This window comes from Brevundimonas sp. VNH65, assembly GCF_049445955.1.
In the GTDB taxonomy this organism is placed as follows: domain Bacteria; phylum Pseudomonadota; class Alphaproteobacteria; order Caulobacterales; family Caulobacteraceae; genus Brevundimonas.
The window spans coordinates 24,463-49,774 of sequence record NZ_JBMSDX010000011.1 but is presented as its reverse complement, the minus strand read 5'-3'; the positions used below and the strand labels follow the sequence as shown (position 1 = coordinate 49,774).

The window sequence follows — 25,312 nt, the reverse complement described above, 5'->3', positions numbered from 1 at the left end:
AAGGCTTTCGCCAGTCGGTCTCGTGATGGTGGCCTTTTCGACACCTTGCGGTCGCGTCGTCGTCGTCGAGACATGGCAGCCCTGAGGTCGGAAAGACCGGCGTCGGGGGGCGCGGCCATGACGGACATGACGGCGGACGTTCAGGCGTCGGGACGGCGCACGGCCATGTGGCCGCGACAACGTCGATTCGCACGGCGCGAGGCGCGACGGCTGGCGGCGGGGTTGCGCGACCTGGGGCGGCCGTGCCCTCTGACCCTCGTCGTCTTGGGCGCGACCGTGGCGGTTTCGCTGCTGTTCATCCTGACGCCGCAGATCGACGTGGCCGTCAGCGCCGCCTTCTATCAGCCCGGAGCCGGATTTCCCGCCGCCGACGACCCGCTATTGCGCGGCCTGAGGCGCAGTTCCACCTGGGTCATGGGCGCTGTGCTGGCCGCGACCCTGATCGCCGCGTTCGGACCGGCCGCCTGGTCGCGCGTTCTGGCCCCGGCCGACAGCGAAACGCGGCGGCGACGGGCGATCTGCCTGCTTGCGGCCTTTCTCCTCGGGCCCGGCCTGCTGATCAACGGCCTGCTGAAAGGGGTTTGGGGACGCGCGCGACCGATCAATGTCGAGGTGTTCGGCGGCGACGCCCCCTTCGCGGCCGCCTGGCGCTTCAGCGACGGCTGCGCCAGCAACTGCGCTTTCACTTCGGGTGAAGCGGCCTCGGCCACCTGGACGGCGATGGCGGTCCTGGCCCTTGCGCCCACGACGTGGCGCGCGCCGCTGGGGACGGCCGTCGTCCTGTATGCGGCCGCGCTGTCGCTGAACCGGGTGGCGTTCGGCGGTCATTTCCTGTCGGACGTGGTCCTGTCCTGGCTGCTGACCCTTCTGACGGCGATCCTCGCGGCAAGAACGATGCGAGCCACCGCCGGTGTCGGGCGCGCACCTTTCGTGGCGCCGCGTCCACTGACCGCTTAGGCCTGAGCTCGAACGCTCTTCCCACTGCACTGGCGACGATTGCGGGCGGCGGAGTTCTGCTGTTAGCTCCGCCGCAAGAGAGGGACATCCATGACCGACGCCACCGCATCCGCCCCGTCCGGCGGCAAGCGCATCGAACTGACCATCCGCGCCCTGATCCTGGGCTGCGTCCTGGCGGCGATCTTCACGGCCGCCAACACCTATCTGGGTCTGAAGGTCGGGCTGACCTTCGCCTCGGCCATTCCGGCGGCGGTCATTTCGATGGCCCTGCTGCGGGCGTTCCGGGGATCGACCATCTGGGAGAATATGACGGTCCAGACCGTCGCCTCGGTCGGCGGCGCCATGAGCGCCATCATCTTCGTCCTGCCCGGCCTGGTCATGGTCGGCTGGTGGCTGGACTTTCCGTTCTGGGAATCGGTGGCCATCTGCGCCCTCGGCGGGGTGCTGGGGGTGACCTTCTCCATCCCCCTGCGTCGCGCCCTGGTCGTCAACGGCGGCCTGCCCTATCCGGAAGGCGTCGCCGCCGCCGAAGTGCTGAAGGTCGGCTCTCCCGGCGCGGAGCAGTCCGACGAGGCGGTGCGCGAGAACAAGGCCGGCCTGTGGGTGGTGATCTGGGGCGCGATCGCATCGGCCCTCTATGGCTGGCTGGCGTCGGCGCGGGTGTTCGCCCATGAGGCGGCGGCCTTCTTCAAGCTTCCGGCCTTCCTCGGCGGCGGGGCGACGGGTCTGGGCTTCGGCATGCAGTTCGCCCTGCTCGGCGCCGGTCATCTGATCGGACTGACGGTCGGTCTGGCCCAGTTGTTCGGCCTGTTGTTCGCCTGGCTGGTCGTGGTGCCGCTGCTGACCTCGCCGGACTTCCTGAACTGGCTGTCGGGCCTGGGAGTGCAGTCGCTGGGTCTGACCCTGCAGGGCGCGCCCGCCGAGGAACTGGCCGGCACGGTCTGGAGCCGCGAGGTTCGCTTCATGGGCGCCGGGGTGATCGGGGTCGCGGCCCTGTGGACCCTGCTCAAGCTGCTGGGGCCGCTGATCGGCGGCCTGACTTCGGCCCTGGCGGCCCAGGCGAAGCGGGCCTCGGGCGAGACGCTCGACCGGACCGAGCAGGACATACCGATCAAGACCGTGGGGGTGATCTCACTGGTCGCCCTGGCGGGGATCGCGGTCCTGCTGACCTATGTCACCCAGGGCACGCCGCTGGCGTCCAGCGCCCCGGTGCTGGTGATCGGCGGCCTGATCTATGTGGTGGTGATCGGCTTCGCCGTGGCGGCCATCTGCGGCTATATGGCCGGCCTGATCGGATCGTCCAACAGCCCGGTGTCGGGCGTGGGCATCCTGGCCATCGTCATCGCCTCCCTGCTGATGCTGGTGGTGATGGGCGTGGCGGGCGTGCCGGCCGATCCGTCGTTCGTCGCCTTCGCCCTGATCGTGACGGCCGTCGTGTTCGCCGTGGCGGTGATCGCCAACGACAACCTGCAGGACCTCAAGACCGGCCAGCTGGTCGAGGCCACGCCCTGGCGTCAACAGGCCGCCCTGCTGGTCGGCGTCTTCGCCGGCGCCCTGATCATTCCCTTCGTGCTGAGCCAACTGAACGCGGCCTTCGGCTTCGAGGGCGGGCCCAAGGGGATCGCGGATCAGGCCCTGGCCGCGCCCCAGGCGACCCTGATCTCGGCCCTGGCGCGGGGTGTGATCTCGGGCGACCTGCGATGGGACCTGATCGCCGTGGGCGCCGTGATCGGCGTGGCCGTGATCGTCCTGGACATCGTCGTGAACCGGGCGACAAAGGGCCGGATGAAGCTGCCGCCGCTGGCGGTGGGCATCGGCTTCTATCTGCCGGCGGCGGTGACCACGATGCTGGTGGTCGGGGCCGTGGCCGGCTGGCTGTATGAGAAGGGCATCAAGGGCACGGCCTTCGCCGACATCGGACGGCGTATGGGCATCCTTCTGGCCTCGGGCCTGATCGTCGGCGAGAGCCTGTTCGGGGTGTTCAACGCCGGGGTGATCGTGGGGACCAACAACGATTCGCCCTTCGGTCTGATCCCGGCCGACGCCGCCTGGCCCGCCACCATCCTGGCCGTCGTCGCCTTCGCCGCCATCGCCTGGGCGCTCTACGCCTGGATCAAGGGCGTGGCGAAGAAGGTGCAGTCGGGCGAGTGATGAGGCGGAGGCGGTAAGTCCGCAACCCTCCCGTGAAGTCTACTCCGGGAAACGGAACACGCCGCCGCCGGTCACGGCGCCGCCGAAGTCAGCCTTCGGCGGCGCGCCGATCGACGTCAGCGCGGCGACCGGCAGGGGCCGCCGCCCGGGGTCGCCGATCAGGACATCCACGTCGGCGGCACGGCAACGCCGCAGAAACGCCAAGACCCGGTCGGCCAGCGCGACCTCGTAGAAGAGGTCTCCGACCAGCACGGTCGAGATCCCCTTCGGCGACGGGCCGTCCAGCAGATCGCCGGTGACCGCCTCGACCGCCACGTGATTGAGCGCCGCGTTCAGTCGCACCGCCACCGCCGCGTTCGGATCGACGTCGATCGCCACGGCCGAGGCCGCGCCGGCCGTCATCGCCGCGATCGCGACCAGGCCCGAGCCCGCGCCGAGGTCCAGCACCCGGCGCCCGCGCACCGTCTCGGGGTGATCCAGTATATGTCGGGCAAGGGCCAGGCCCCCGCCCCAGGCGAAGGCCCAGTAGGGCTCGGCGGCGTTCTCGCCCATGAACCGCTGGAGACCCGCTGTGGGTCCCGCGAGATGCAGACGCAGTTCGTCGAGTCCGGGCGGCGAAGACACCCTCATCCGCTGACGGATGAAGGCCTCCAGGGCACGGGCGTCAGGCCCCAATCAACGCCTCCACCTCGGCGCGCGTCGGCAGGGAAGGCTGGGCGCCCGGCCGGGTGGCGGCGCAGGCGCCGGCCGCGCAGGCGAAGCGCAGCGCATCCTGCGCCTCCATGCCCTCCAGCAGTGCCACTGTGATCGCGCCGACGAAGGCGTCGCCCGCCCCGACCGCGTCCACCGCCGTCACCACGGGCGGCGTCGCCCAGGCGACCTTCACCCCGCGATGATACATCTCGGCTCCGCGAGCGCCCTGGGTCACCACCACCCAGCCGCCGCCATGATGCAGGGCGTCGCCATAGAAGGCGGCTTCCCCCTCATTGACGACGATCAGGTCGGCGCGACGCAACAGGGCCTCCGACACCGGCGCGGCCGGCGCCAGATTGGCGCAGACGAAGCCCGTCGCCCGTCCGACCGCCGCCTCGACCGTCTCCAGCGGCAGCTCCAGCTGCACGATCAGCGCCGTCTCGATGCGCTGGGGCAGTTGTTCCGGCGTCACCATATGATTGGCGCCGGCGGCCACCACGATCTGGTTCTCGCCCGTCCCGTCCACGGCGATCAGGGCCACCCCCGTCGGGGCTGCGGGATCGACCTCGACACCCGACAGGTCGACGCCGAAATCCTCCATCAGGGCCAGGGCCTCCCCGGCCATGGCGTCGTCCCCGACCCGGCCGATCAACCAGACCTCGGCGCCCAGCTTCTCGGCGGCGAGGGCCTGATTGGCGCCCTTGCCGCCCGGATGCCGCGCCAGGGTCGCCCCGGTCACGGTCTCACCCGCCGCCGGCAGCCGCGGCGCCGTGGCCACCAGGTCCAGATTGATCGAGCCGACCACCGTGATCCGCTGTCTCATGCCGCCGCCTCCAGGGTTCGGGCGATAAGATCGAAAACGCCTTCGCCGTCCGCAGATACGGCCCACAGATGCGGAGCGGCCGCCGCCTCGACGCGGAACTCCACCGCCGTATGGCCGCGCGTCAGGTCAGAGATCGTCTCCACGGCGATCCGGCACGGCCTGAGCTCGAACAGATCCGGCCGCATGAGCCAGGCGACGGTGCAGGGATCGTGCAACGGCGCCGCCTCCCATCCCACGATCTGCCGCTCGATCCGCTGCGAGAACCGCAGGGTCGACGCGGCCAGCCGGGCGGCCTCGCCGCCGATCGCCTCGATGCGGGCGATCCGGGCCTCGGTGGCCCGCACCTGATGGGTGGCGTCCAAACCGAAGGCGATCACCTTCAGACCGCTGTCGAACACTTCGGCGGCCGCCTCGGGGTCGGCCCAGATGTTGAACTCGGCGCTGGCGGTGATGTTGCCGCCCTCGGACCGCGCTCCGCCCATGACGACCACCGGTGCGAGCCGATCGACCAGATCCGGCGCACGACGCAGGGCCAGCGCCAGATTGGTCATCGGGCCCATGACGGCGACCGCAACGGTCCTGGCGGGGCGCGAGCGAACGATGTCGATGAGGGCGTCCGCCGCTTCGCCCTCGGCCAGCGCCGTCTGCGGCTCGGTCGGGGTCTCGTCACCGAGGCCCTCGGCGCCGTGAAACTCCCCCGCCCCCGCCGGAGGCCGGGCCAGCGGCCGCGCCGCCCCGGCGAAGACAGGCACGTCCGCGCGGCCGGCGGCGGCGGACACGATCCGGGCGTTGCGGCTGGTCTTCTCCAGCGGAACATTGCCGCCGACCGTGGTGATCGCCAGCACCTCGAGCTGCGGCGCCGCCAGAGCCAGCAACAGGCCGACCGCGTCGTCCACCCCGGGGTCGCAGTCGATGATGAGGGCCTGTTTCGGCGTCAGGTCTTGCGTCATCGGGTCAGCTTTGGCCGCTGGGACGGCCGGGGGCAAGTCGTCCGATCCTTGCTTTCCCTTAACTTGCGTCCCGGCCGCCCTGCCCTATCGTGCCGGCGCACATTTCCGGGGAAGCCTTCATGTTCCAGCGTCACCTTCTGGCCGGCGTCGCCGCCTGCGCCCTCACCGCCGGCCTGTTCGCCGCCGCGCCCGTCCTGGCGACCGAAGCCGCGCCCGCAGCCGCCGGACAGGCCGTCGCCCCCACGACCAATCTGCTGCCGCACGAAACCTATCAGCTGGCCAACGGCCTGACGGTCATCTTCAACATCGACCGCTCCGACCCGGTGGTGGCCGTGGCCCTGACCGCCCATGTCGGCTCGGCGCGCGAGACGCCCGGCCGCACCGGCTTCGCCCATATGTTCGAACATCTGTTCTTCCTCGATTCCGAAAACCTGGGGCCGGGCGGACTGGATCGGATGAGCGCGCGCATCGGCGGCTCGGGCGCCAACGGCTTCACGTCGAACGACATCACCGTCTATCTCCAGACCGTCCCCAACGACGCCCTCGAGAAGATGATCTGGGCCGAGGCGGACAAGCTGGGCTATTTCATCAACACCGTCACCGACGCCGTCCTGACCAAGGAAAAGGAGGTGGTGAAGAACGAGAAGCGCCAGTCGGTCGACAACCGTCCCTATGGCCAGACAGGGCCGGTGATCGCCGAGGCCCTGTATCCCGCCGACCACCCCTATTCCTGGTCCGTGATCGGCTCGATGGCCGATCTGAACGCCGCCACCCTGGACGACGTGAAGGACTTCTACCGCCGCTGGTACACGCCCGACAACGCCAGCCTGATCATCTCCGGCGACTTCGATCCGGCCCAGGCGCGGGTCTGGATCGAGAAATATTTCGGCGAGATCGCGCGCGGCCCGGGTGTGCCGACCGAAACCCCGCGTCCCTCCGGCCTGACCCGGACGAAGCGTCTGATGCACGAGGACAACTTCGCCCAGCTGCCCGAATTGACCCTGACCTGGCCCGGCGTGGAGCGGAACAATCCCGACGCCGCCGCGCTCGACGTGCTGACGGCCGTCCTGACCGACGGCAAGGAAGCGCCGCTGAACGAAGTCCTCATCGACGAACAGAAGCTGACCTCGGCGGTCGGCGCCGGTTCGGACAACAGCTTGCTCGCAGGAGAGGTCTCGATTTCGGTCCGCGCCTTCGACGGCGTCGATCTGGACAGGGTCCAGGCCGCTCTCGACGAGGGCTTCAAACGCTTCGAGGCCGAGGGCGTCTCCCCCGAGGTCCTGACCCGCATCAAGACGTCGGCGGAAGCCGGCTTCTATGGCGCGATCGAGAGCGTGCTGGGCAAGACCCAGACCCTGGCCTTCTACGACCGGGCGGGCGGCTCCATCGACACCGATCTGGCCCGACTGCGCGCGGTGACGGCCGAGGACGTGATGCGCGTCTATCGCACCTACATCGCCGGCAAGCCGCACATCGCCACCTCCTTCGTGCCCAAGGGCAAGACGGAGCTGGCGCTCGAGGGATCGACGGTCGCCCATGTCGTCGAGGAGCCGATCGTCCAGGGCGCCGAACCCGCCGTGGACCAGCGCGCAGGCGACAAGCCCTATGAGCGCACCGCCTCCAGCTTCGACCGCACGGTCGAGCCCCCGGCCGGCCCGGCCCCGGTCGTCGCCACCCCCACGATCTGGACCGCCGCCCTGCCCGACGGGCTGAAGGTGTCCGGCATCGTCAACGCCGAACTGCCCCTGGCCACCTTCCAGCTGTCCATCGAGGGCGGCCGCCTGTTCGACGATCCGAAGAAGCCCGGCGCCGCCGCCCTTCTGGCCCGGATCTTCGACCGGGGCACGGCGACCAGGACCCCGGCCGAATTGGAGAACGCCTTCAAGGCTCTGGGCGCCTCGGTCTCGGTCTCGGCGGGCGACGAGCGGTTCGTCATCTCGGGCCGGACGCTGGACCGCAACCTGGCCCCCACCCTGGCCCTGGTCGAGGAGATGCTGCTGCATCCGCGGTGGGACGCCGCCGAGCTGGAGCTGGCCCGCGCGGCGACCATCTCCGACATTCAGGACGCCCGTTCACAGCCCGGCGCCATCGCGGGCCGGGTCTTCGATCTGGTCGAATACGGACCCGACCACATCCTCGGCGGCGGCGCCCTCGGGACCGAGGCGTCGGTCGCCGCCCTGACGATGGACGACCTCAAGGCCTTCCAGGCCAACGCCCTGGTCCCCGGCCTCGCCCATTTCCGTATCGTGGCGCCGTCTGACCAGGCGGCGGTGACGGCCGCGATGGCAAGTCTCGGCCGCAACTGGGCCCCGCGCCCCGCCACAGTCCCGACCTGGCCCGCCCCGACGGCGCCCGCCGGATCAAGGCTGTATTTCTATGACGTGCCCGACGCCAAACAGTCGGTCATCATCTTCGGCAATCCGGCCCTGCGTCGCACCGATCCGGACTTCTACGCCGCGACCGTGATGAACTACCGCCTCGGCGGGGGCGGCTTCGCCTCGCGACTGACCCAGCAGCTGCGCGAGGGCCAGGGCTATACCTATGGCGTCCGCTCCGGCTTCTCCGGCGACGAACGCTTCGGCGACTTCACCCTGTCCAGTTCGGTCCGGTCGAACGTGACGCTGGAGGCCTCGACCCTGGCCCGCGACATCCTGCGTGACTACGGCGGGACCTTCACCGCCGAGGACCTCGACGTCACTCGCAGCGCCATGAGCAAGAGCCGCGCCCGGTCGTTCGAGACCGCCGGCGCCAAGCTGGGCGTCCTCGCCAACATCGGCGAACTGGGCCTGCCCGCCGACTATCTGGCGCGAGAGGCCGCCGTCATCGACGGCATGACGGTCGACCAGATCAAGGCCCTGGCCGACCGCTACATCGACACCGACGCCATGATCTATGTCGTCGTCGGCGATGCGGCGACCCAGGCGGAAAGGCTGAAGGCCCTCGGCTACGGCGACCCGGTGATGATGAACGAGGCCGTCGCCGCCGCCGATCGCTGACGTTTCAGGCTTCGGCCTGAAGAGCCGCGAAATCCACCACGATCGGCGTGCGGTTCAGGAGGGCCAGCACTTGGCGGAACGCGGCCTGATCCAGGGCCGTGGTCGCTGTGTTGGTCAGCGGATGAAAGTTGACGATGTCGGCCTCGTGCAGGCGACGATCCAGCACGAAGGTGACGCGCCGATCGGTGTCGTTGATGAGGCCCAGGGCCGTGACCGATCCGGGGCGGACGCCCAGGGTTTCCCACATCAGCTCCTCATTGCCGAAGGACAGGCGGTCGGCGCCCATGGGCCGATGCGCCTTTTTCAGGTCGATGACCGTGTCCTGGGCCGCCGAGATCAGCCAGAGACGGCCCTTCTTGTCCTTGAGGAACAGGTTCTTGGTGTGGACGCCGGGCATGTCCGCCTTGAGGTCCAGTCCTTCCTCGACGCGAAACACGGCCGGGTGATCGTGGGTGGTCTGGGCGATGTCGTGCTGCGCCATCCAGGCCAGGAGCGCGTCACGATCATAGAGCGGTTGAGAGAGCATCGGTTCAGGCGCTAGGGAGGACAAGCATCTGTCGTTACCCTCTGGAGCCCGGCCTTGGAACTCGAATGCTATCCGATGGACGACACGCCCTGCGACCTGGTGCCGGGACGGCAGTCGCGGGCCTGGATGGACGCCTTCGCCAGCCGGCACCCCTATCGTTGCCTGCCCCTGAACATGGCCAACACCACGGGGTGGGAGATCCTGTGCCCCTACGGCTTCACGGCCGAATGGAACGGCGGGCCGCGTCAGGAAGACATCGTCGTCACGCCGGACCGGCCCCAGCCAAAGCTCAAATATTTCGTCACCTCGCATTTCTCGCGCGGCGTCCTGACCATGCACCCGCAGTATCTGTTCCGCACCCCGCCGGGATGGGGCCTGCAGTGTTCCGGCGCGCCGAACCATGTGAAGGACGGCATCCAGCCCCTGGTCGGGCTGATCGAGACGGACTGGCTGCCCTTCCCCTTCACGATGAACTGGATCTTCACCCGGCCGGGTCGCATCCGCTTCGAGAAGGGCGAGCCGTTCTGCTTCATCCTGCCGGTCGAGCACCGCAAGACCGAGCAGTTCGAACCGGTGATCCGCGCCCTGGAGTCCAATCCGACGATGAAGGGCCAGTTCGAGGCCTGGAACCGGCAGAGGACGGATTTCAACACCCGCCTGGCCTCGGGCGATCCCGACGCGGCCAAGGAGGCGTGGCAGCGGTTCTATTTCAAGGGCGAACTGCCGGAGGAACTGGGCGCGGCGCCCGCCAGCCACGCCAACAAGCGGCGATTGAAGACACCGCGCGTCGGATAACGGCGTCCGAACGAAACAGCCCCCCCGAACGGGAGGGCCTGTGTATTCTCTGAAGAACGCTTGAGCCTACTCCGCCGGACGCGGGAAGCGGGGCGACAGATTGGAGATCACCTCGCGCGCATCGAAGGCGTTGGGATCGCCGGCGGGCTTGGCGCCCCGGCCCATGATGATTTCGGACGTCGCCTCGAACCGGTCGACCTGGCGCACGTCGAAATCGTCTCGGCCCCAGAAGGGATCGCCCCAGCGGCTCCAGTAGCCCCGGCGGTAGTAACGCCACGACGGGCCCCAGTAACGGCCGTAGAAGGGCGAATAGGACCAGGGGTACGGATCGACGCGGAAGCGGGTGTCGACGTCGGTGGCGCGGTTGACGGCGGCGAACCAGTCAAAGCCCGACTCCACCGTCAGCTCCGCCGACCGCAGCAACAGGGCCGTCTCGACGCGCTCGCGCGAGGTGACCGAATTGCCCTGGAAGCTGACGCGGTAGCGATCGGCATCGATGCGCTGCTCGGCATAGCCGGTGCGCGATCCGTTGACGCCGGCGGGCCGATAGATTTCGGACGTGGCGCAGGCCGACAGCGTAAGGGCGGCGACGGCGACGAGGCCAAGCCGGGCGGACGGGCGGGAAAGTCGGAACGTCATGAGCGATACTCCTAGAGAGCGTCAGCATGGCGCCCCACGACCTGAACGTAAGCTGAACGCGGCGTGTTCCGAAAGGGACGGAGCGTCGCGGTCCTTCAGGACAGCAATCTGGCGACGATCAGTCCGGATGCAAGAAGCAACAGAAGCCCGACCGCCAGATCGAAACCGCGCCGGAAGGCCGGTCGCGACAGGCGCGCCGCCAGGGCCGCGCCGCCCAGGCCGTAGGCGCTCATGGTCAGGACATCCATGCCGATCGTGCCCAGGGCGAACATCGACAACTGCGGCGCCATGGGGCGTCCCGCGTCCAGGAAGGGCGGCAGGACGCCGGTGAAGAACAGGATGGCCTTGGGATTGGCGATCTGGACCATGAAGCCGTCCCAGAAGGCGTTGCGGGCGCGATGCACGCCGGGACCGTCCGAAATCGTAGCGGGCGCGGCCGGCCAGGCGGCGGCGCGCAGCGACTGCAGCGCCAGCCAGGCGACATAGAGGGCGCCGGCCAGGGCCATCAGGCGAAAGGCCTGGGGAAAGGCGACGATCAGGGCGCCCAGGCCCAGGGCGGCCGCGCCGAACCAGACCAGGGTGGCGGCGTTCATCCCGGCCACGGCGGCGGGCAGGGCCGCCTTTCCTCGCGCCATGCCGGTGGCGATGGCGAACAGATTGGCCGGGCCGGGCGTCATGGCCATGACCGCCATCACCCCGAGAAAAGCGGCGTAGAGATGGGGATCGACCGGCAGGGTCACGACGAGAACCGGGCGAGAGAGGGCGACATGGGGGCGCTTTCGGACGCGCCGCCCCGTCCGTCAAGCCGCCTGGGATCGGTGATCAGCGCGTGGTGGGCGGAACGTCGATTTCCATATCCGACAGCGCCTCTTCGGCCGAGTCCATGGCCAGGTCCATGCCGTACTGCGCCATCAGACCATAGGTGACCATCTGCTCCGGATCATTCTGTGCCCAGGCGCCGTTGGTCGCCATGCCGAGGCCAAGGGCCGGGCCGGTGCGGATCGCCTGCTGGACTTCGGGATCGCCGAGGACGTCGGCGACGAGTTTGCCCACGTCCAGATCGCCGAGGCCCGCGAGGGCGACCTGAGCGATGGCTCCGGCCTGTTCGGCGATTGCTGCGGAGAACACGGCGACCTCGGGCTGATACTCGCCCCAAAGGGCGGCCATGCGGGCGCCGCGCTGGGCGTCGCTCAGACCCTTGTCCGCCTCGATCGCCTCGGCGCGGCGGCCGAAGCCTTCCATGCGCGCCTCGAAGGCGGCGGCGGCCGCCTCCATGGCGGCTTCGGCGGCGGCCATGTCGGGCGCCTGGGGCGCGACGGGCGGAGCCGGCGGCGCGGGAGGCGCCGCTGGGGCCTGGGCGGCGGCAGACGTTCCCATCAGGGCGATGGCGGCGACAGACGCGGCGGCGGCGGACTGGACGGCGCGGATCATCTCGGATCTCCGATCAGGACGGACGGAAGGTCGCGCCGTCGCGCCCCGGGCTCAAGTGAAATCGCGGTAAGGCGTGGCGCCGGGTTATTGAGGCGCGGGCGCTTCTTCCTCGCCGTCGTCTTCCGACGGATTCTCGATCTCGCCGCGAACCCGGGCGGGAATGGCCGCGATCTGGGGACGGACCATGTCGGCGGCGCCCTCGGCCTGAGCCCGTCCTGCGGCATCCGCGACCTGGGCGGCCTGGGCGCGGATGAAGGCCGTGACCTGATCGGCGAAGGCGTCGGCGTCCGGCTGATATCGGGCCTGGATCGCGTCGAGTTCGGCCTTGGCCTGAACGGCGTCGCCGCCCTTGGCCTCCAGGGCGGCGCCCAGCTCCTCCGCCATGGCCTGCATCTTCTGGCCGAAGGCCTCGCCGGCGGCCTCGAGCGCGGCCTCCTCCGGCGACATCGGCTGTTCAGGGGCTGGTGCGGCGCGGGCGGCCTGAGGCGAAGGTGAGACATGAGGGGCAGGAGCGGCGGGCGGCGCGGCGTCCGGAACGGTCTGGGCCAGAACGGGGCCGGCGGCCAGGGTCAGCAGCAGGGTGGCGCAGGCGGCGGAACGTGGGCTGGACATGGCGGCTCCGGAAGGCGTCAGCGATGAAAACGGCTCTGGCGCAGTCGCATGCCGCGCGCGAGGGTGAAAGCCTGAAACGCGCGACGCCGTCCGAAGATCATCGACGAAACGGGTCGGCGAGACGCAAGACGAGGAGCCGGGGTCAATGCGGGGATCGATCGTCGCCGGTGTGGCGGGACTGACGGTGCTGGCGGCGGCGTTCACTCAGACGCTGGGCGCCCAGGCGCGAACTCAGGCGGCGACCCGCATCTATGCGGTCCATGGCGATTGCGGCGGCCACCCGCGCGTCGAGGCGGGCATGGCGCCGGGCCTGTGCCTGGGCCGGGTCTGGCAGTGGTCGGCGACGACGCCGGGACCGCGTATGCCGCGCACCCTGTTCCGCCTGGCCGACGACGACTGGCTGGTGGCCGATCTGGGAAGCTGGGACGCCGGTCGGGGCGCGATCTGGCGGATGCGGATCGGCGCCGACGGGGCCGTGGGCTGGACCCGGCTGCTGGGCGGTCTGTCGATGCCGCACACGATGGCGCGGGGGCCGGACGGGCGGATCTATGTCGCCGAGATGAGCCGCATCTTCGTTTTTGACCCGGCTCGGCCGGAGGCGACAACGGCGGCGGTGTCAGATTTACCTGACAATCGCCTGCACGAAAATCGACACCCTCTGTCGGCCTTCGTCTTCGATGGCGACGGCGCCCTTCTGGTCAATGTCGGGGCGCCGTCGGACCGCTGTGTGGACGCGCGCGGTCGGCCGAACCGTGACGCGCGCGGCCAGTGCGCCGAGCGGGCGGGACAGGCGATGGTGCGGCGCTACGCTTATTTGGGAAACGGAAGATGGAGCCGGGAATGGACGCCCTATGCGACCGGCCTGCGCAACTCCGTCGCCATGGTTCGACACGGGTCAGGCGCCATCTATCAAGCCGAGAACTCGGTCGATCTGAACACGCCCGAGCGGCCGTTCGACGAGATCAACCGGCTGAAGCCCGGCGCCGATTACGGCTGGCCCTACTGCACCGACATGGCGACGGCCCTGCCGGGCTGGACTGCGGCCGAGGCGCGGTGCGGGCGGCGTCAGTCGCCCGTGTCGCTTCTGCCCCCGCACGCGGCGCCGCTGGACATGCTGTACTACGAGGGGGCGATGTTCCCGGAACTGCGCGGACGGATGCTGATGAGCTGGCACGGCCATCGCCGCGCGGCGGGCCGGATCGTGGCCATCGAGGTCGATGCGGAGGGCGCGCCCCTGACCGACCGTCCGGCCCGCTACGCCATCTACCCGCGCGGCTCCATGCCCTATCCGCCCGACGCGCCGGCGCCGCGCGCGAGGGTGCTGACGCCGGGCTGGAATGCCGTCAGGGGAACCCGGCCGCAGGGCTCGCCGGTGGGGATGGCCGTGGCGGGCGACGGCGCCATCTGGGTCGCCGACGACCGGGCGGCGGCGGTGCTCAGGATCGCGCGGGAGTGAGGCCGGGCGGGGCCTCGAAGCGGACCGGGTGAATGTCGGCTGCGGGTGGGAGCGGACTCATGTGCGGTCTGCCCAGATCGCCGCCCGACTGCTATCTTCGGACGATGCTCCCCTACGTTTTTCAGGATCGGTTTGAGGGAGGCGACTTCATCAGGGTCGTCGCTACAGTGACTTTGTTGCCGACCGCCGACGGAGGACGAACCGGTCCCATCCGGGGAAGCTATCGGCCAAACCACAACTTTTTCGGGCCTGGTAACCGCGAGATGACTATCGGCTTCATCGATCTCCCGGAGGGTGTCGAATGGATGCCGGGCCAGTCGATTGAAACCCTGATCTCGTTCTGGTCATGGCCGCGTCTCACCGCTGAAATCCACGCTGGCAGGGAGTGGACCATCCAAGAGGGGGCCAGAGGTGGTGGGGTTTGGCAGGGTCCTCGAGGTGATCGACAGCCAAACCTAGTCTGCAACGGGTCGATAGCCGGCCTTCGCGCGCTTTCGTCCTCCCTTCTCCCGGTTGGGAGAAGGTGGCTCGCGTAGCGAGACGGAAGAGGGGACGGTTTCGACGTCGGCGACAGCCGTCGCACGGGCCGTGACACGGCTCACGCCGACGGCAGCGATTGTCCCCTCACCCTTGAGCGCCAGGACGACGGCTGCGCCGCCGTGCGCTCAATCCCTCTCCCAACCGGGAGAGGGGAGTCGGGAACGTCGGCGACTGTCGGCGCCGTGACGCCTCCCGGACCTATCCCTGACGGGCGTCGCGCTTGGCCAGGACGCGCAGGCGCAGGGCGTTCAGTTTGATGAAGCCGGCGGCGTCCTTGTGGTCATAGGCCTGAACGCCTTCCTCGAAGGTGACGAGGTCCTGGTCATAGAGGCTGTAGGGGCTTTCGCGGCCGATGACCGAGACATTGCCCTTGTAGAGCTTGACCTTGACCGTGCCGGAGACCTTTTCCTGAGACTTGTCGATGGCGGCCTGCAGCATCTCGCGCTCGGGCGAGAACCAGAAGCCGTTGTAGATCAACTCGGCGTATTTCGGCATCAGCTGGTCTTTCAGGTGCATGGAGCCCCCGTCCAGGGTGATGCTTTCGATGCCGCGGTGGGCCGCGATCAGGATGGTTCCGCCGGGCGTCTCATAGACGCCGCGCGACTTCATGCCGACGAAACGGTTCTCGACCAGGTCCAGACGGCCGATGCCGTTGTCGTGGCCGTACTGGTTCAGGGCGGTCAGGATCGTCGCCGGGCTCATGGCCTCGCCGTTGATCGAGACGGCGTCGCCGCGCTCGAAACCGATCGCGATGACGGTGGCCTTATCGGGCGCGTCTTCCGGCGAGATGGTGCGCTGGTGCACGAACTCGGGGGCCTCGACGGCGGGGTCTTCCAGCACCTTGCCCTCGGAGGACGAGTGCAGGAGGTTGGCGTCGACGCTGAAGGGCGCCTCGCCGCGCTTGTCCTTGGCGATCGGGATCTGGTTCTTCTCGGCGAAGTCCAGCAGGGCCTCCCGGCTGCGGAACTCCCACTCGCGCCAGGGGGCGATGACGTGGATGTCCGGGTTCAGGCCGTAGTAGCCCAGCTCAAAGCGGACCTGGTCATTGCCCTTGCCGGTCGCGCCGTGACAGACGGCGTCGGCCCCGACCTGACGGGCGATCTCGATCTGGCGCTTGGAGATCAGCGGACGCGCGATCGACGTGCCCAGCAGATAGTCGCCCTCATATTGCGCATTGGCGCGGAACATCGGGAAGACGAAGTCGCGCACGAACTCCTCGCGCAGGTCGTCGATGAAGATGTTCTCGGGCTTGATGCCCAGTTTCAGCGCCTTCTCGCGCGCCGGCCCAAGCTCCTCGCCCTGACCCAGGTCGGCGGTGAAGGTGACGACCTCGGCGTTGTATTCGGTCTGCAGCCACTTGAGGATGATCGAGGTGTCCAGACCGCCGGAATAGGCGAGGACGACTTTCTTGACGGGCTTCTTGGCGGCTTCGGACATGGCGGCGGTCCCTGAGGAGCGGGAGGAGAATGTTCGGCCGCGCTTAAACGGCCTGTCGCCCCCGGATGCAAGGGCCGGAATGCGGCGATTTCCCTGAGCCGGCCGCCTGGGCCGCGGGCGTGAGGGATCGGGGAGTGATTTCCTCCGGCGCGATCCGACGCTAGGTTGCGGCCATGCCCGAGCTTCCCGAGGTCGAGACTGTCCGGCGCGGACTGGCGCCTGTGCTGGAGGGGGCGCGGCTGGTTCAGGTGCGTCAGAACCGGCCGGACCTGCGGTTTCCGTTTCCGGAACGCTTCACAGAGCGGCTGGACGGCGCCGTGGTCGAGCGGATCGAGCGGCGCGCCAAATATCTGCTTATGCCGCTGTCGACGGGCGAGACCTGGGTGACCCATCTGGGCATGACCGGCCGGTTCACCCTGGACGGCGAACAATTGGGCGAGTTCGAGGAGGCCGCCCCCATCGCCGGCAAGCACGAGCATATGAGCCTGTGCGCCAAGCGGGACGGTCGCGCCACCCGGGTGGGATACGCCGACGCCCGGCGGTTCGGCTTCATGGGCCTGATCGCGTCGGAGGCGGTGGAAGCCCATCCCTGGTTCGCGGCGATCGGGCCGGAGCCGCTGGGCAACCACTTCTCCCCCGCCCATCTGGCCGAGGCGTTTCGGAGCAAGGCGCAGAACGTCAAGGTTTCGCTTCTGGACCAGCGCATCGTGGCCGGACTGGGAAACATCTATGTCTGCGAGGCCCTGTATCGCGCCCGCATCTCACCCCTGACGTCGGCGGGCAAGGTCTCGCGGCCGCGCCTGGACCTCCTGACCGCAGAGATCCGGCGCGTGCTGGAGGACGCCATCGCCGCCGGCGGCTCGACCCTGCGCGACTTCGCCAACGCCGAGGGCGGCCAGGGCTATTTCCAGCATCGCTTCGACGTCTATGGCCGCGAAGGCGAAGGGTGCCGGACCAACGATTGCGGCGGGGTCATCCGCCGCGTCGCGCAGGGCGGGCGGTCGACCTTTTTCTGTCCCGTCTGCCAAGGACGATGACCGGATGACCGAGCATCGCATCATCCTGTTTCGCGGCATGAACACCGGCGGCGTCCGCGCGCCGGTCGGCGAACTGCGCGCCATGGCGGCCGAGATGCGTCTGGGCGAGCCCCGCACCCTGCTGGCCAGCGGCAATCTGGTGGTCGAAAGCGATCGGTCGACTGTCGATCTCGAGGCCGCCGTCGAGGCCGAGATGGACAAGCGATTCGGCCTGAAGATCGTGGCCATGGTCCGCACCCCGGACCAGTGGTCGGACCTAATCGCCGCCAACCCGTTCGCCGCCGAAGCCGCCGCCGATCCGGCCAAGGTTGTGGCCATGGTCATTAAGGCCGGCGTCAAGCCGGGCGCATTGGAGGCGTGCCGCGAATTGGCCGAGGGCGGCGAGGCGGTGGAAGCCGCCACCTTGGGACAGGGCGGCGACGTGCTCTATTTCTGGTTCCCGAACGGACAGGGCCAGTCCGCCATCTTCAAGAAGGCCACACCGCGGATGCTGGGGATGGGCACCGGTCGAAACTGGAACACCGTGCTGAAACTTGGGCGAATGGTCGGAGCGGAGTCCGTATGAGGAAGACCCATCTCTGGATCAGCCTGCTGGTCGGAACCGTCGTCTGGGGCGTCTATTTCAGCCATGTGGTGCTGTCGCTGAGGCGCGGCGACACCGGCGATCTGGCGCTGTGGTTTCTCGGCGCCCTGGCCCTGATTCTGGCGGTGGAAGCCGCGGCGGGGGCGCTGATCGGCCGGCTGTTTCGCAGGCGAACCCGCATACTAGACGAAGGGCCGTCGCTGACGGCCGCGCTGAAGGCCAGCCACATCGCCCTGATGATCCTGATCGGGCTAGCCCTTGCCGGTGCGGCGGGTCTGGCGACGGCCACCCTGTTCGGCTGGACGCCGGACCTGTCCCAGACGCGGCTTCAGGTGGCGGCGGCCAACGTGCTGCTGTCCATGGTCGTCATCGCCGAACTGGCGCGCGCGGCCTTCACCCTGATGCTGCTGCCGCGTCGGTAGGACGTCATCCGCCGCCGTATCCGCCGATGATCGGCAGGATTTCGCCGGTGATGAAGCTCGACATCTGGGGTGAGGCGAGGAAGACGAAGGCGGGCGCGATTTCTTCGGGCTGGGCCGGGCGTTTCATCACCGTCTGCGATCCGAACGTCGAGACGTCCTCCGCCGACTTGTCCGCCGGATTGAGCGGGGTCCAGACCGGGCCGGGGGCGACGACGTTCACGCGGATCCCGCGCGGCGCCAGATGGGTTCCCAATGACCGCGCGAACGCGTGTATGCCGCCCTTGGTCAGCGAATAGTCAAGCAGGTCCTTGTTGCCCATGAGGCCGGTGACCGACCCCGTCATGACGATGGCGCCGCCCGGCTTCATGTGCGGGACAGCCGCCTGGGTGAGATTGAAATAGCCGTAGAGGTTGGTTTTCAGCGTCCGGTCGAAATGGTCGTACGTCAGGTCCTCGAAAGCCTCGACATGTTCCTGGAACGCAGCGTTGGGCACCACGACGTCCAGCCGGCCGAACGCGTCCAGCGTCGCCTTCACCGCCGCCTTCGAGAAGGCCGGGTCGGCGACGTCGCCCTGAAGCACGATGGCGCGACGTCCTTCGGCCTCGACGGCCTTTCTCGTCTCCTCCGCGTCCTGATCTTCGTCCAGATGACAGACGGCGACGTGGGCGCCCTCGCGCGCGAACAGGACCGCGACGGCGCGGCCGATGCCGGAATCAGCGCCGGTGATCAGGGCGGCGAATCCCTCCAACTTGCCGGAGCCCTTCCAAAATGGCGCGTCGTAAAGCGGCGCCGGGTCGAGCCGCGACTCGTCTCCCGGCTTGCGCTGGTGCTGCTTCGGAAAGGGCGGCTCGGGATAAGGCCGCGCACCGGCCTGAACCGCCTGATCAGACTGCTCGTCGCCCCCGGACGCCGCTTCCTTCCGGTCGATCGGCGCCTGGATCGCGCGTTCGTGGTCGGCGACGGCCTCGGCGTCGCGGGTGAAGGATCTGTCCATGGCGGCCTCCTGAAAGGGAACCCTTGCAGAAGGCGCACCTGGCCCCGACCGTTCCGTACGGCCACGCCGGCCGGACGTCAGCCCGCCCGGTTCAGAATCATCCGCAGGGTCTCGACCTTCTGGGGCAGTTCGGTCGCCAGACGGCCGGCGATCTCACGCGCGCCGACCGGATAGGCCTCGCCGCCCGCAGCGATGTCGCGCGCGCGTTCAGCCGCCTGAGCCAGTAGCCGGTTCATGGCCTCGACTTCTTCCAGAGCGAGGGCGTGGGCCTCGGCCTGGAGGCGCTTGACCCGCTCGGCCGTCGTCTCCGGCGCCCGCATCAGGTCATAGACGGCGCTCTCGACCTGGGGCGTGATCGGCGAGCTCCGGGTCGGTGACGACAGGGTCGTCGGGGTGTCGTCCGTCACCAGATGCAGGTCGGGCTTCTTGGTCGTCCTCGGCATGATGGCCTCCTTCAAAAAGGCCAATGCCGGTGAAGCGACGCCGTTCCGCCAAGCGTCGCCGACGACTGTGGATAGGCGCGGGCTGTGACTCGATTGCATCAATCAGGACGTCGCCGGATCGGCGACCGCAGCGGCCTCCTCGGTCTCGTTCAACAGCTGACCCTGCCGGCGCGGCTTGATGTAGGGTTCGGGCGTCGGGGTCACGGCGTTGCCGCGCATCAGGCTGCGTCCGGCCGACAGTCCGCCGGTCAGTTGCAGGGTCAGGCGCTCGTCGTCACGGCGGCGCACGTCCTCGATCGTCTCGGCGACGTCTTCTGCGGACACGCCGAGGTCCTTCAGCACATGGTCGGCGAAGGCCAGGGCCGATTCGAACGTCTCGCGGATCTGAAACTCCACGCCCGCCTGGATCAGCCGGATCGAATGGCCCCGGTCGAAGGCGCGCACGAACAGCTTGGTCAGGGGGAACTCGGCCTTGACCAGTTCGACGACGCGATCGGCCGCCTCGGGCTTGTCGATGCAGACGAGGATGGTCTCGGCGGTCGCGGCGCCGGACGCGCGAAGGACGTCCAGCCGTGTGGCGTCGCCGTAGTAGACCTTGAAGCCGAACTGCGAGGCGGCCTGAACCATCTCCACGTCATTGTCGATGATGGAGACGTCGATATCGCGGGCCAGCAGGGGCTGGGACACCACCTGGGCGAAGCGGCCGAAGCCGACGATCAGCACCCGCTCGCGCAGACCCTCGGGGCGTTCGACGCCTTCCAGACCCTCGGCGGAAATCTCGACCGGACGCAGCAGGAAACGCCGGACCACCAGGGTCACCAGCGGCGTCAGGACCATCGACAGGATGACGATGGCGCTGAAGATCGCGCCCGTCCGCGCGTCGAACAGGCCGGCCGTCAGGGCGCCCGCATAGAGGACGAAGGCGAACTCCCCGCCCTGGGCGAAGAGGGCGGACCGTTCCAGGGCCTCGCGATGATCCGAACGGAACAGGCGGGCGATGGCGTAGATGCCGACGCCCTTGACGATCATGAACAGCAGGACGCCGCCCACGACCCAGCGCCAGTCGGTCAAGACGGTGTCGAGGTTCAGCGACATGCCGACGCTGAGGAAGAACAGACCCAGCAGCAGGGAGCGGAATGGATCGACGTCGGCCTCCAGCTGATGGCGGAAGCTGCTGTCCGACAGCAGGACCCCGGCCAGAAAGGCGCCCATGGCCATCGACAGTCCGCCCAGGTGCATGGACCAGGCGGCGCCGAACACCACCAGAAGGGCGGCGCCCAGCATCACCTCGCGGCCGCCGTGCTTGGCCAGCAGGCCGAAGATCGGGTTGATCAGATATTTGCCGGCGACCAGCACGCCACCGATGGCCGCCACCGCCAGGCCGATGGCGATCCACCAGGGCGGCCCGTCCTGGGCCACGCCCATGGCGGCCGCCAGGACGGCGACAATGGCGAGCAGAGGGACGATCGCCAGATCTTCCAGCAGCAGGATGGAGACGGCCTTTTGACCGGCGGGCGTGTTGATCTCATTGGCCTCGTCCAGCATCTGCATGATGACGGCCGTGGACGACAGGACGAAGCCCATGGCCCCGACGAAGGCCACCGGCGCCGAGACGCCGAACAGAATGGCCGTACCCGTCAGCAGCAGGCCGCAGCCCAGGACCTGGGCCGCGCCCAGGCCGAAGATCTGTTTGCGAAGTCCCCACAGCTTGGCGGGGCGCATCTCCAGACCGATGATGAACAGGAACAGGACGACGCCCAGTTCGGCGACGTGCAGGATGGCCTCGGCGTTCTGGATCAGCCCCAGGCCGAACGGGCCGATCAGCAGGCCGGCGGCGAGATAGCCCAGCACTGCGCCCAGCCCCAGCCGCTTGAAGAGGGGCACCGCCGCGACGCCCGCCGCCAGCAGGACCACCCCGTGCCCCAGATCCATCGCGCCCGCCGCTTCCGCCGCCATGCTTCGCCCTTCCTGCCGTGACGGTGCGATAGTGGGGTGCGGACAGCGAAAAAGCGAGCGGGAGGCGATTTCCCGCAGCGCCGACTGCGGCGCCGAGGACACGGCGCTTTGCGTGCCCGATTTCGCCGTGCGTCGGCCACAGTTTGGACGAACGACGCTCGGCTCACTGTGCGCAATCAATCAGACGGGAGGACGTCATGCTGCATTCCATCCTGAGCCGGGGGCTGGCGGTCGCCGCCGGGGTGTCGATGGTCGGGGCGGCGCCGCCCCCGCTGCTCGCCCCGCCGGCGATGCAACACCTCGTTGACGGAGAGGCGACGCCCGCCGCCTGCGCGCCCCTGGGCTTCGATCTGACTCGCGCTGGCCGACAGCCCGTCGGACTGGCGCGCCCTGCAGTCGCCGCCGCGCCGACCCGCCCGGCCCCGCCGCCTCCGATCACCTTGCGGATCGAACCGACGAAGAAGGAAGACCGCGTCGAGTACTCCGGGCCGGCAGTGACCGCTCCGCCTCCCCCGCCCCCGCCGGCGCCGCCCGCACCGCCGCGCCCTCCCGTCGTCAGCGAGGTGGTCGTCAGCGGCAGCCGCATTCGTACCGTGGATGGCGTTGTCATGCCGCCGCGTTCGGCCGACACCGAACGTTATCCCGACGCCACGCCGAATCCGGTCAAGCGCACGGCCGAACAGCCGGTCTCGACCTTCTCCATCGACGTGGACACGGCCGCCTATTCGAACGTCCGACGCTTCATCCAGGACGGCGCCGTCCCACCGCGCGACGCCGTGCGGGTGGAGGAGATGATCAACGCCTTCGACTACGACTATGCGCCGCCGCGCAGCGAGGCCGAACCGTTCAACATCGTCACCGGCATGAGCGCCGCGCCCTGGGCCGAAGGGCGTCAGGTGCTGCGCGTGGCGCTGCAGGGTTATGAGTTGCCCGAGGCGTCGCGGCGCCCCCTGAACCTGACGTTCCTGGTCGATGTCTCCGGCTCGATGAACAGTCCCGACAAGCTGGAGCTGGCCAAGCGCGCCATGAACCTGGCGATCGATCGCCTGCGCCCACAGGACAGCCTGGCTGTCACCTATTACGCCGAGGGAGCCGGGACGACCCTGGCCCCGACGCCGGGCACGGACAAGCTGAAGATGCGTTGCGCCGTGGCCAGCCTCTATGCGTCCGGCGGCACGGCGGGGGCGACCGGCATGACCAACGCCTATGACCAGGCCCAGGCCAGCTTCAGCCGCGCCAAGGTCAACCGCATCCTCATGTTCACCGACGGCGACTTCAACGTGGGCGTCACCGACAACAAGCGACTGGAGGACTATGTCGCCGAGAAGCGCGGCACGGGCGTCTATCTGTCGGTCTATGGTTTCGGGCGCGGAAATTATCAGGACGCCCGGATGCAGGCGATCAGCCAGGCCGGCAACGGCGTCGCCGCCTATATCGGCTCCCTGGAAGAGGCGCGCCGCGCCTTCGGGCCGCGCTTCGACCGGGGCGCCTTCCCGATCGCCGACGACGTCAAGATCCAGGTGGAGTTCAATCCCGCGCGCGTCGCCGAGTGGCGGCTGATCGGCTACGAGACCCGGCTGCTGAATGAGGAGGATTTCAACAACGATCAGGTCGACGCCGGAGAGGTCGGCTCGGGCGCCAGCGTCACCGCCCTTTACGAGATCACCCCCGTCGGCGGTCCGACCCGGACCGGCCAGCGGCGCTATGACGCCAATCGGCCGGCGCCGCGACCTGCGCGGGGCGATGAATTGGGCTTCGTTCAGGTGCGCTACAAGCAGCCCGGACGGTCGCGATCGCAGTTGATCCAGACCCCGATCTCGACGGCCGCGTCCGAACCGGACGAGGCCCTGCGCTGGGCCATGGCGGTGGCGGCCTTCGGCCAGAAGCTGCGTGCGGACCCGTGGATGGCGGGCGACTACGGCTGGGACCAGGTGCTGACCCTGGCGCAGGGCGCCCGTGGCGAGGATCTGTACGGCGAGCGGGCGGAGTTCGTTCAGATGGTGCGGGCGGCCGAAGGGCTGCCGTCGCGCCGGGAGCCCTGAGCGGATCAGGCGTCCAGGCGGAAGGTTTCGGGCAAGGTCCGCTCGAAGGTCCGCGACACGCCCGCCGCCTTGACGGCCCGCGCCAGGGCGATCTTGGCCAAGGCCGTCGGGTGGGGTGCGGTCTGTATGCGCGGCCGTGCGCCGGTCTTGCGCAGCACGCCGTTGGCGTAGAGGACATTGGCCCGCATCAGGGCCGCCGGGGTCATGAATTCGATGCTGAGCGAGACGTTCAGCATCGGCCCGTTGACGATCCGGTGCGGGGCGTTCTGGCGCCAGGTGACCATTCGGCCGGGCGTCAGATCATGGACCTCCGCCAGGGTGTCCATGGCGGGGTCGAAAGCCATCTGCTCGGCCGTCTCGCGCAGGACGATGCGTTCCAGCTGTTGATCCCCGACGCAGGGATCGGCCACCGGATAGACCCAGACCCGCTTCTGCCCCCGCAACTGCCACAGCGACACCAGGGGCACGTCCAGATGATAGAAGACCTGGGCGTCGGCCGAGGAGATCAGCATGCCCAGATCGCGCCTGAAGGTCTTCAGCCCGGCGCGTTCCCGCTTTTCGGCGAAGATCTCCTCCTCCAGGGCGGCGTATTCCGGCAGGTGGTCGTTGGCGTGGCGCAGGTTCAGCCAGATGCGGCCTTCCTGCGCCTTGCGGAGCAGTTGCTCGCCGGACAGGTCGCCCGGCGCGCCGCGTCGCCAGCTTTTCCAGTCGACAGGGTCCTCGCCCATGGTGAAGACGCCCAGCTTGTCCCGAGGATAGCGGTCGAGAAGCGAGATCAGGCCCTCGTCATCGAACATCGGCCGCTCGTGCAGGGTGTGCTGGAACGCCAGATTGGCGCGGGTCATCCGCGCGGCCTTTTCCGGGGTCCAGTCGGTGATGACGGTCATGGAATGTGCCTCTCGTAGCTGGCGGCGTGAGGGCCGTAGAAGGCGATCTTCATGGGACCGCCCCAGAAGGTCTTGCCCAGGCCGCGCGCCGCGCGATCCAGGCTGTCGGCGGCGTCGGGCCGGCCGAGCGCATATTTCAACACACCGACCGGTCCGTGGATCGCGGCCTGCACCACGCCCACGCCCATCCAGCCGGCGACGCCGAGCCAGTCCGGCGGCGTCTGGGCCGCGCAGTGGGAGCTCGGCCCCTGGCCATAGGCGAAGGCGCGCCGCAGGGCGTAGGTCAGGTTCAGCCGGTTCGGCGCCGGGTCCTCGTGCACCCAGGCCTCGGCGGCCCAGGCGAAGGTCGCGCCGGCCGCCTGCATCCGGCCGAACAGCAGGTCGTCTTCGCCCCCGATCAGATTGCGGATCGGGTCGAAGGGCTGGTCGGCGTCCGGCAGGGCCGCCCGGCGGATCAGACTGTTGCCGCAGCCGTAGTAATTTGGGATCAGTCCCGACCGCTCGGGCCCAGACCGGGAGAAGAAGCGTTCCAGATAGGCGCGGTGACGACCGACCCCGTCCGGAGCCCGGCCTCGCACCGGTCCGAACACGACGTCCGCTCCGGTCTGGTCGGCGACGCGGGACAGGGCGGCGAGCCAGCCCTCCGGCGCCTCTTCGTCGTCGTCCAGAAAGGCGATCATATCCGCCTGCGACGCGGCCACGCCGCTGTTCCGGGCGTGGGCCACCCCCGGGCGGGGCTCATGAACATAGTGGACTGGAACCTTCGACCCCGCAGCCGCCGCCTCGACCGTGCTGCGCGCGGTCGGCGCGACGTCATTGTCCACCACGACCACCTCGAAGACGGGGGCGCCGACCTGGGTCAGCGCCGAACGCAGCGCCGTACACAGCGGCCCGGGGCGGCCTCGCGTCGGGATGATGACGGACAGTCGCGGCGTCGCCATT

The 25,312-nt window shown here is 69.1% G+C and carries 23 protein-coding genes; 9 read left to right on the top strand and 14 right to left on the bottom strand.

The window, feature by feature from the left end:
• Window positions 1–117 precede the first annotated feature (117 nt).
• Together ACO2Q1_RS15120 and ACO2Q1_RS15115 are read left to right on the top strand one after the other, a co-directional pair.
• Window positions 118–957, top strand: coding sequence for a phosphatase PAP2 family protein (locus ACO2Q1_RS15120; RefSeq protein WP_423330316.1), 840 nt, complete (start codon window positions 118–120; stop codon window positions 955–957).
• A 90-nt stretch (window positions 958–1,047) separates the two neighbouring features.
• Entirely contained in the window at window positions 1,048–3,108 is a 2,061-nt protein-coding gene (locus ACO2Q1_RS15115; RefSeq protein WP_423330315.1) for an OPT family oligopeptide transporter, read from the top strand.
• Window positions 3,109–3,147: 39 nt separating this feature from the next.
• Here ACO2Q1_RS15115 and ACO2Q1_RS15110 read toward each other — a convergent pair whose 3' ends face one another.
• Genes ACO2Q1_RS15110 through ACO2Q1_RS15100 form a run of 3 tightly spaced genes read right to left on the bottom strand, consistent with a single transcriptional unit; the run spans window position 3,148 to window position 5,574 of the window.
• Window positions 3,148–3,783, bottom strand: a complete 636-nt coding sequence (locus ACO2Q1_RS15110; RefSeq protein WP_423330314.1) for a class I SAM-dependent methyltransferase — start codon at window positions 3,781–3,783, stop codon at window positions 3,148–3,150.
• The gene (locus tag ACO2Q1_RS15105) at window positions 3,773–4,624 is read right to left on the bottom strand and encodes a ribokinase (RefSeq protein WP_423330313.1); all 852 of its coding nucleotides are present in this window, start codon (window positions 4,622–4,624) and stop codon (window positions 3,773–3,775) included. The genes ACO2Q1_RS15110 and ACO2Q1_RS15105 overlap by 11 nt, the downstream gene beginning before the upstream one ends.
• Window positions 4,621–5,574, bottom strand: a complete 954-nt coding sequence (locus tag ACO2Q1_RS15100) for a nucleoside hydrolase (RefSeq protein WP_423330312.1) — start codon at window positions 5,572–5,574, stop codon at window positions 4,621–4,623. Before ACO2Q1_RS15100 ends, ACO2Q1_RS15105 begins: the two co-directional genes overlap by 4 nt.
• A gap of 119 nt (window positions 5,575–5,693) precedes the next feature.
• On the opposite strand from ACO2Q1_RS15100, the gene ACO2Q1_RS15095 reads away from it, so the two are divergent.
• Window positions 5,694–8,570 (top strand): M16 family metallopeptidase, encoded by a 2,877-nt coding sequence (locus tag ACO2Q1_RS15095; protein WP_423330311.1) that lies wholly within the window; start codon window positions 5,694–5,696, stop codon window positions 8,568–8,570.
• Window positions 8,571–8,574: 4 nt separating this feature from the next.
• Here ACO2Q1_RS15095 and ACO2Q1_RS15090 read toward each other — a convergent pair whose 3' ends face one another.
• Entirely contained in the window at window positions 8,575–9,096 is a 522-nt protein-coding gene (locus ACO2Q1_RS15090) for a prolyl-tRNA synthetase associated domain-containing protein (protein WP_423330310.1), read from the bottom strand.
• 54 nt (window positions 9,097–9,150) lie between these two features.
• On the opposite strand from ACO2Q1_RS15090, the gene ACO2Q1_RS15085 reads away from it, so the two are divergent.
• Window positions 9,151–9,891 carry a DUF6065 family protein gene (locus ACO2Q1_RS15085; protein ID WP_423330309.1) on the top strand — a complete coding sequence of 247 codons (741 nt, stop codon included), beginning with the start codon at window positions 9,151–9,153 and terminating at the stop codon, window positions 9,889–9,891.
• Between the two features lie 66 nt (window positions 9,892–9,957).
• On the opposite strand, the gene ACO2Q1_RS15080 is transcribed toward ACO2Q1_RS15085, so the two are convergent.
• The 4 genes from ACO2Q1_RS15080 to ACO2Q1_RS15065 form a co-directional block, all read right to left on the bottom strand.
• Entirely contained in the window at window positions 9,958–10,530 is a 573-nt protein-coding gene (locus tag ACO2Q1_RS15080) for a CC0125/CC1285 family lipoprotein (protein WP_423330308.1), read from the bottom strand.
• Window positions 10,531–10,625: 95 nt separating this feature from the next.
• The gene (locus ACO2Q1_RS15075) at window positions 10,626–11,222 is read right to left on the bottom strand and encodes a LysE family translocator (RefSeq protein ID WP_423330377.1); all 597 of its coding nucleotides are present in this window, start codon (window positions 11,220–11,222) and stop codon (window positions 10,626–10,628) included.
• A 130-nt stretch (window positions 11,223–11,352) separates the two neighbouring features.
• Window positions 11,353–11,961, bottom strand: coding sequence for a hypothetical protein (locus ACO2Q1_RS15070; RefSeq protein ID WP_423330307.1), 609 nt, complete (start codon window positions 11,959–11,961; stop codon window positions 11,353–11,355).
• Between the two features lie 84 nt (window positions 11,962–12,045).
• Window positions 12,046–12,573, bottom strand: coding sequence for a translation initiation factor IF-2 (locus ACO2Q1_RS15065; RefSeq protein WP_423330306.1), 528 nt, complete (start codon window positions 12,571–12,573; stop codon window positions 12,046–12,048).
• Between the two features lie 145 nt (window positions 12,574–12,718).
• On the opposite strand from ACO2Q1_RS15065, the gene ACO2Q1_RS15060 reads away from it, so the two are divergent.
• Window positions 12,719–14,029, top strand: coding sequence for a PQQ-dependent sugar dehydrogenase (locus tag ACO2Q1_RS15060; RefSeq protein ID WP_423330305.1), 1,311 nt, complete (start codon window positions 12,719–12,721; stop codon window positions 14,027–14,029).
• A 738-nt stretch (window positions 14,030–14,767) separates the two neighbouring features.
• Here the strand turns inward: ACO2Q1_RS15060 and ACO2Q1_RS15055 are convergent.
• Window positions 14,768–16,006: an argininosuccinate synthase gene (locus ACO2Q1_RS15055; protein WP_423330304.1), complete on the bottom strand. Its 1,239-nt coding sequence runs from the start codon at window positions 16,004–16,006 to the stop codon at window positions 14,768–14,770.
• A 173-nt stretch (window positions 16,007–16,179) separates the two neighbouring features.
• Between ACO2Q1_RS15055 and mutM the strand changes: the two genes are divergently transcribed.
• Genes mutM through ACO2Q1_RS15040 form a run of 3 tightly spaced genes read left to right on the top strand, consistent with a single transcriptional unit; the run spans window position 16,180 to window position 18,048 of the window.
• Entirely contained in the window at window positions 16,180–17,043 is an 864-nt protein-coding gene (gene mutM / locus ACO2Q1_RS15050; protein ID WP_423330303.1) for a bifunctional DNA-formamidopyrimidine glycosylase/DNA-(apurinic or apyrimidinic site) lyase, read from the top strand.
• A gap of 4 nt (window positions 17,044–17,047) precedes the next feature.
• Window positions 17,048–17,608 (top strand): DUF1697 domain-containing protein, encoded by a 561-nt coding sequence (locus ACO2Q1_RS15045; RefSeq protein ID WP_423330302.1) that lies wholly within the window; start codon window positions 17,048–17,050, stop codon window positions 17,606–17,608.
• A complete protein-coding gene (locus ACO2Q1_RS15040) occupies window positions 17,605–18,048 on the top strand; it encodes a hypothetical protein (protein ID WP_423330301.1) in 444 nt (147 codons plus the stop codon). The genes ACO2Q1_RS15045 and ACO2Q1_RS15040 overlap by 4 nt, the downstream gene beginning before the upstream one ends.
• Window positions 18,049–18,052: 4 nt before the next feature.
• On the opposite strand, the gene ACO2Q1_RS15035 is transcribed toward ACO2Q1_RS15040, so the two are convergent.
• From ACO2Q1_RS15035 to ACO2Q1_RS15025, 3 genes are all read right to left on the bottom strand, one after another.
• Entirely contained in the window at window positions 18,053–19,042 is a 990-nt protein-coding gene (locus ACO2Q1_RS15035) for an SDR family oxidoreductase (protein WP_423330300.1), read from the bottom strand.
• A 77-nt stretch (window positions 19,043–19,119) separates the two neighbouring features.
• Entirely contained in the window at window positions 19,120–19,485 is a 366-nt protein-coding gene (locus tag ACO2Q1_RS15030; RefSeq protein ID WP_423330299.1) for a hypothetical protein, read from the bottom strand.
• 102 nt (window positions 19,486–19,587) lie between these two features.
• On the bottom strand, window positions 19,588–21,441 hold the full coding sequence (locus tag ACO2Q1_RS15025) for a monovalent cation:proton antiporter-2 (CPA2) family protein (protein ID WP_423330298.1): 1,854 nt from the start codon (window positions 21,439–21,441) through the stop codon (window positions 19,588–19,590).
• Window positions 21,442–21,638: 197 nt separating this feature from the next.
• Between ACO2Q1_RS15025 and ACO2Q1_RS15020 the strand changes: the two genes are divergently transcribed.
• Window positions 21,639–23,483: a vWA domain-containing protein gene (locus ACO2Q1_RS15020; RefSeq protein ID WP_423330297.1), complete on the top strand. Its 1,845-nt coding sequence runs from the start codon at window positions 21,639–21,641 to the stop codon at window positions 23,481–23,483.
• 5 nt (window positions 23,484–23,488) lie between these two features.
• On the opposite strand, the gene ACO2Q1_RS15015 is transcribed toward ACO2Q1_RS15020, so the two are convergent.
• Window positions 23,489–24,370, bottom strand: coding sequence for a hypothetical protein (locus ACO2Q1_RS15015; protein WP_423330296.1), 882 nt, complete (start codon window positions 24,368–24,370; stop codon window positions 23,489–23,491).
• A complete protein-coding gene (locus ACO2Q1_RS15010) occupies window positions 24,367–25,311 on the bottom strand; it encodes a glycosyltransferase family 2 protein (protein ID WP_423330295.1) in 945 nt (314 codons plus the stop codon). The genes ACO2Q1_RS15015 and ACO2Q1_RS15010 overlap by 4 nt, the downstream gene beginning before the upstream one ends.
• Window position 25,312 lies beyond the last annotated feature (1 nt).

Bases quoted from the DNA above. Each gene is read 5' to 3' on its own strand.
- ACO2Q1_RS15070 (WP_423330307.1), bottom strand. From the start codon at position 11,961: ATGATCCGCGCCGTCCAGTCCGCCGCCGCCGCGTCTGTCGCCGCCATC.
- ACO2Q1_RS15020 (WP_423330297.1), top strand. From the start codon at position 21,639: ATGCTGCATTCCATCCTGAGCCGGGGGCTGGCGGTCGCCGCCGGGGTG.
- ACO2Q1_RS15075 (WP_423330377.1), bottom strand. From the start codon at position 11,222: ATGGCGGTCATGGCCATGACGCCCGGCCCGGCCAATCTGTTCGCCATC.
- ACO2Q1_RS15035 (WP_423330300.1), bottom strand. From the start codon at position 19,042: ATGGACAGATCCTTCACCCGCGACGCCGAGGCCGTCGCCGACCACGAA.
- ACO2Q1_RS15060 (WP_423330305.1), top strand. From the start codon at position 12,719: ATGCGGGGATCGATCGTCGCCGGTGTGGCGGGACTGACGGTGCTGGCG.
- ACO2Q1_RS15065 (WP_423330306.1), bottom strand. From the start codon at position 12,573: ATGTCCAGCCCACGTTCCGCCGCCTGCGCCACCCTGCTGCTGACCCTG.
- ACO2Q1_RS15040 (WP_423330301.1), top strand. From the start codon at position 17,605: ATGAGGAAGACCCATCTCTGGATCAGCCTGCTGGTCGGAACCGTCGTC.
- ACO2Q1_RS15080 (WP_423330308.1), bottom strand. From the start codon at position 10,530: ATGACGTTCCGACTTTCCCGCCCGTCCGCCCGGCTTGGCCTCGTCGCC.
- ACO2Q1_RS15030 (WP_423330299.1), bottom strand. From the start codon at position 19,485: ATGCCGAGGACGACCAAGAAGCCCGACCTGCATCTGGTGACGGACGAC.
- mutM (WP_423330303.1), top strand. From the start codon at position 16,180: ATGCCCGAGCTTCCCGAGGTCGAGACTGTCCGGCGCGGACTGGCGCCT.
- ACO2Q1_RS15090 (WP_423330310.1), bottom strand. From the start codon at position 9,096: ATGCTCTCTCAACCGCTCTATGATCGTGACGCGCTCCTGGCCTGGATG.
- ACO2Q1_RS15115 (WP_423330315.1), top strand. From the start codon at position 1,048: ATGACCGACGCCACCGCATCCGCCCCGTCCGGCGGCAAGCGCATCGAA.
- ACO2Q1_RS15105 (WP_423330313.1), bottom strand. From the start codon at position 4,624: ATGAGACAGCGGATCACGGTGGTCGGCTCGATCAATCTGGACCTGGTG.
- ACO2Q1_RS15095 (WP_423330311.1), top strand. From the start codon at position 5,694: ATGTTCCAGCGTCACCTTCTGGCCGGCGTCGCCGCCTGCGCCCTCACC.
- ACO2Q1_RS15120 (WP_423330316.1), top strand. From the start codon at position 118: ATGACGGACATGACGGCGGACGTTCAGGCGTCGGGACGGCGCACGGCC.
- ACO2Q1_RS15100 (WP_423330312.1), bottom strand. From the start codon at position 5,574: ATGACGCAAGACCTGACGCCGAAACAGGCCCTCATCATCGACTGCGAC.
- ACO2Q1_RS15055 (WP_423330304.1), bottom strand. From the start codon at position 16,006: ATGTCCGAAGCCGCCAAGAAGCCCGTCAAGAAAGTCGTCCTCGCCTAT.
- ACO2Q1_RS15010 (WP_423330295.1), bottom strand. From the start codon at position 25,311: ATGGCGACGCCGCGACTGTCCGTCATCATCCCGACGCGAGGCCGCCCC.
- ACO2Q1_RS15015 (WP_423330296.1), bottom strand. From the start codon at position 24,370: ATGACCGTCATCACCGACTGGACCCCGGAAAAGGCCGCGCGGATGACC.
- ACO2Q1_RS15045 (WP_423330302.1), top strand. From the start codon at position 17,048: ATGACCGAGCATCGCATCATCCTGTTTCGCGGCATGAACACCGGCGGC.
- ACO2Q1_RS15025 (WP_423330298.1), bottom strand. From the start codon at position 21,441: ATGGCGGCGGAAGCGGCGGGCGCGATGGATCTGGGGCACGGGGTGGTC.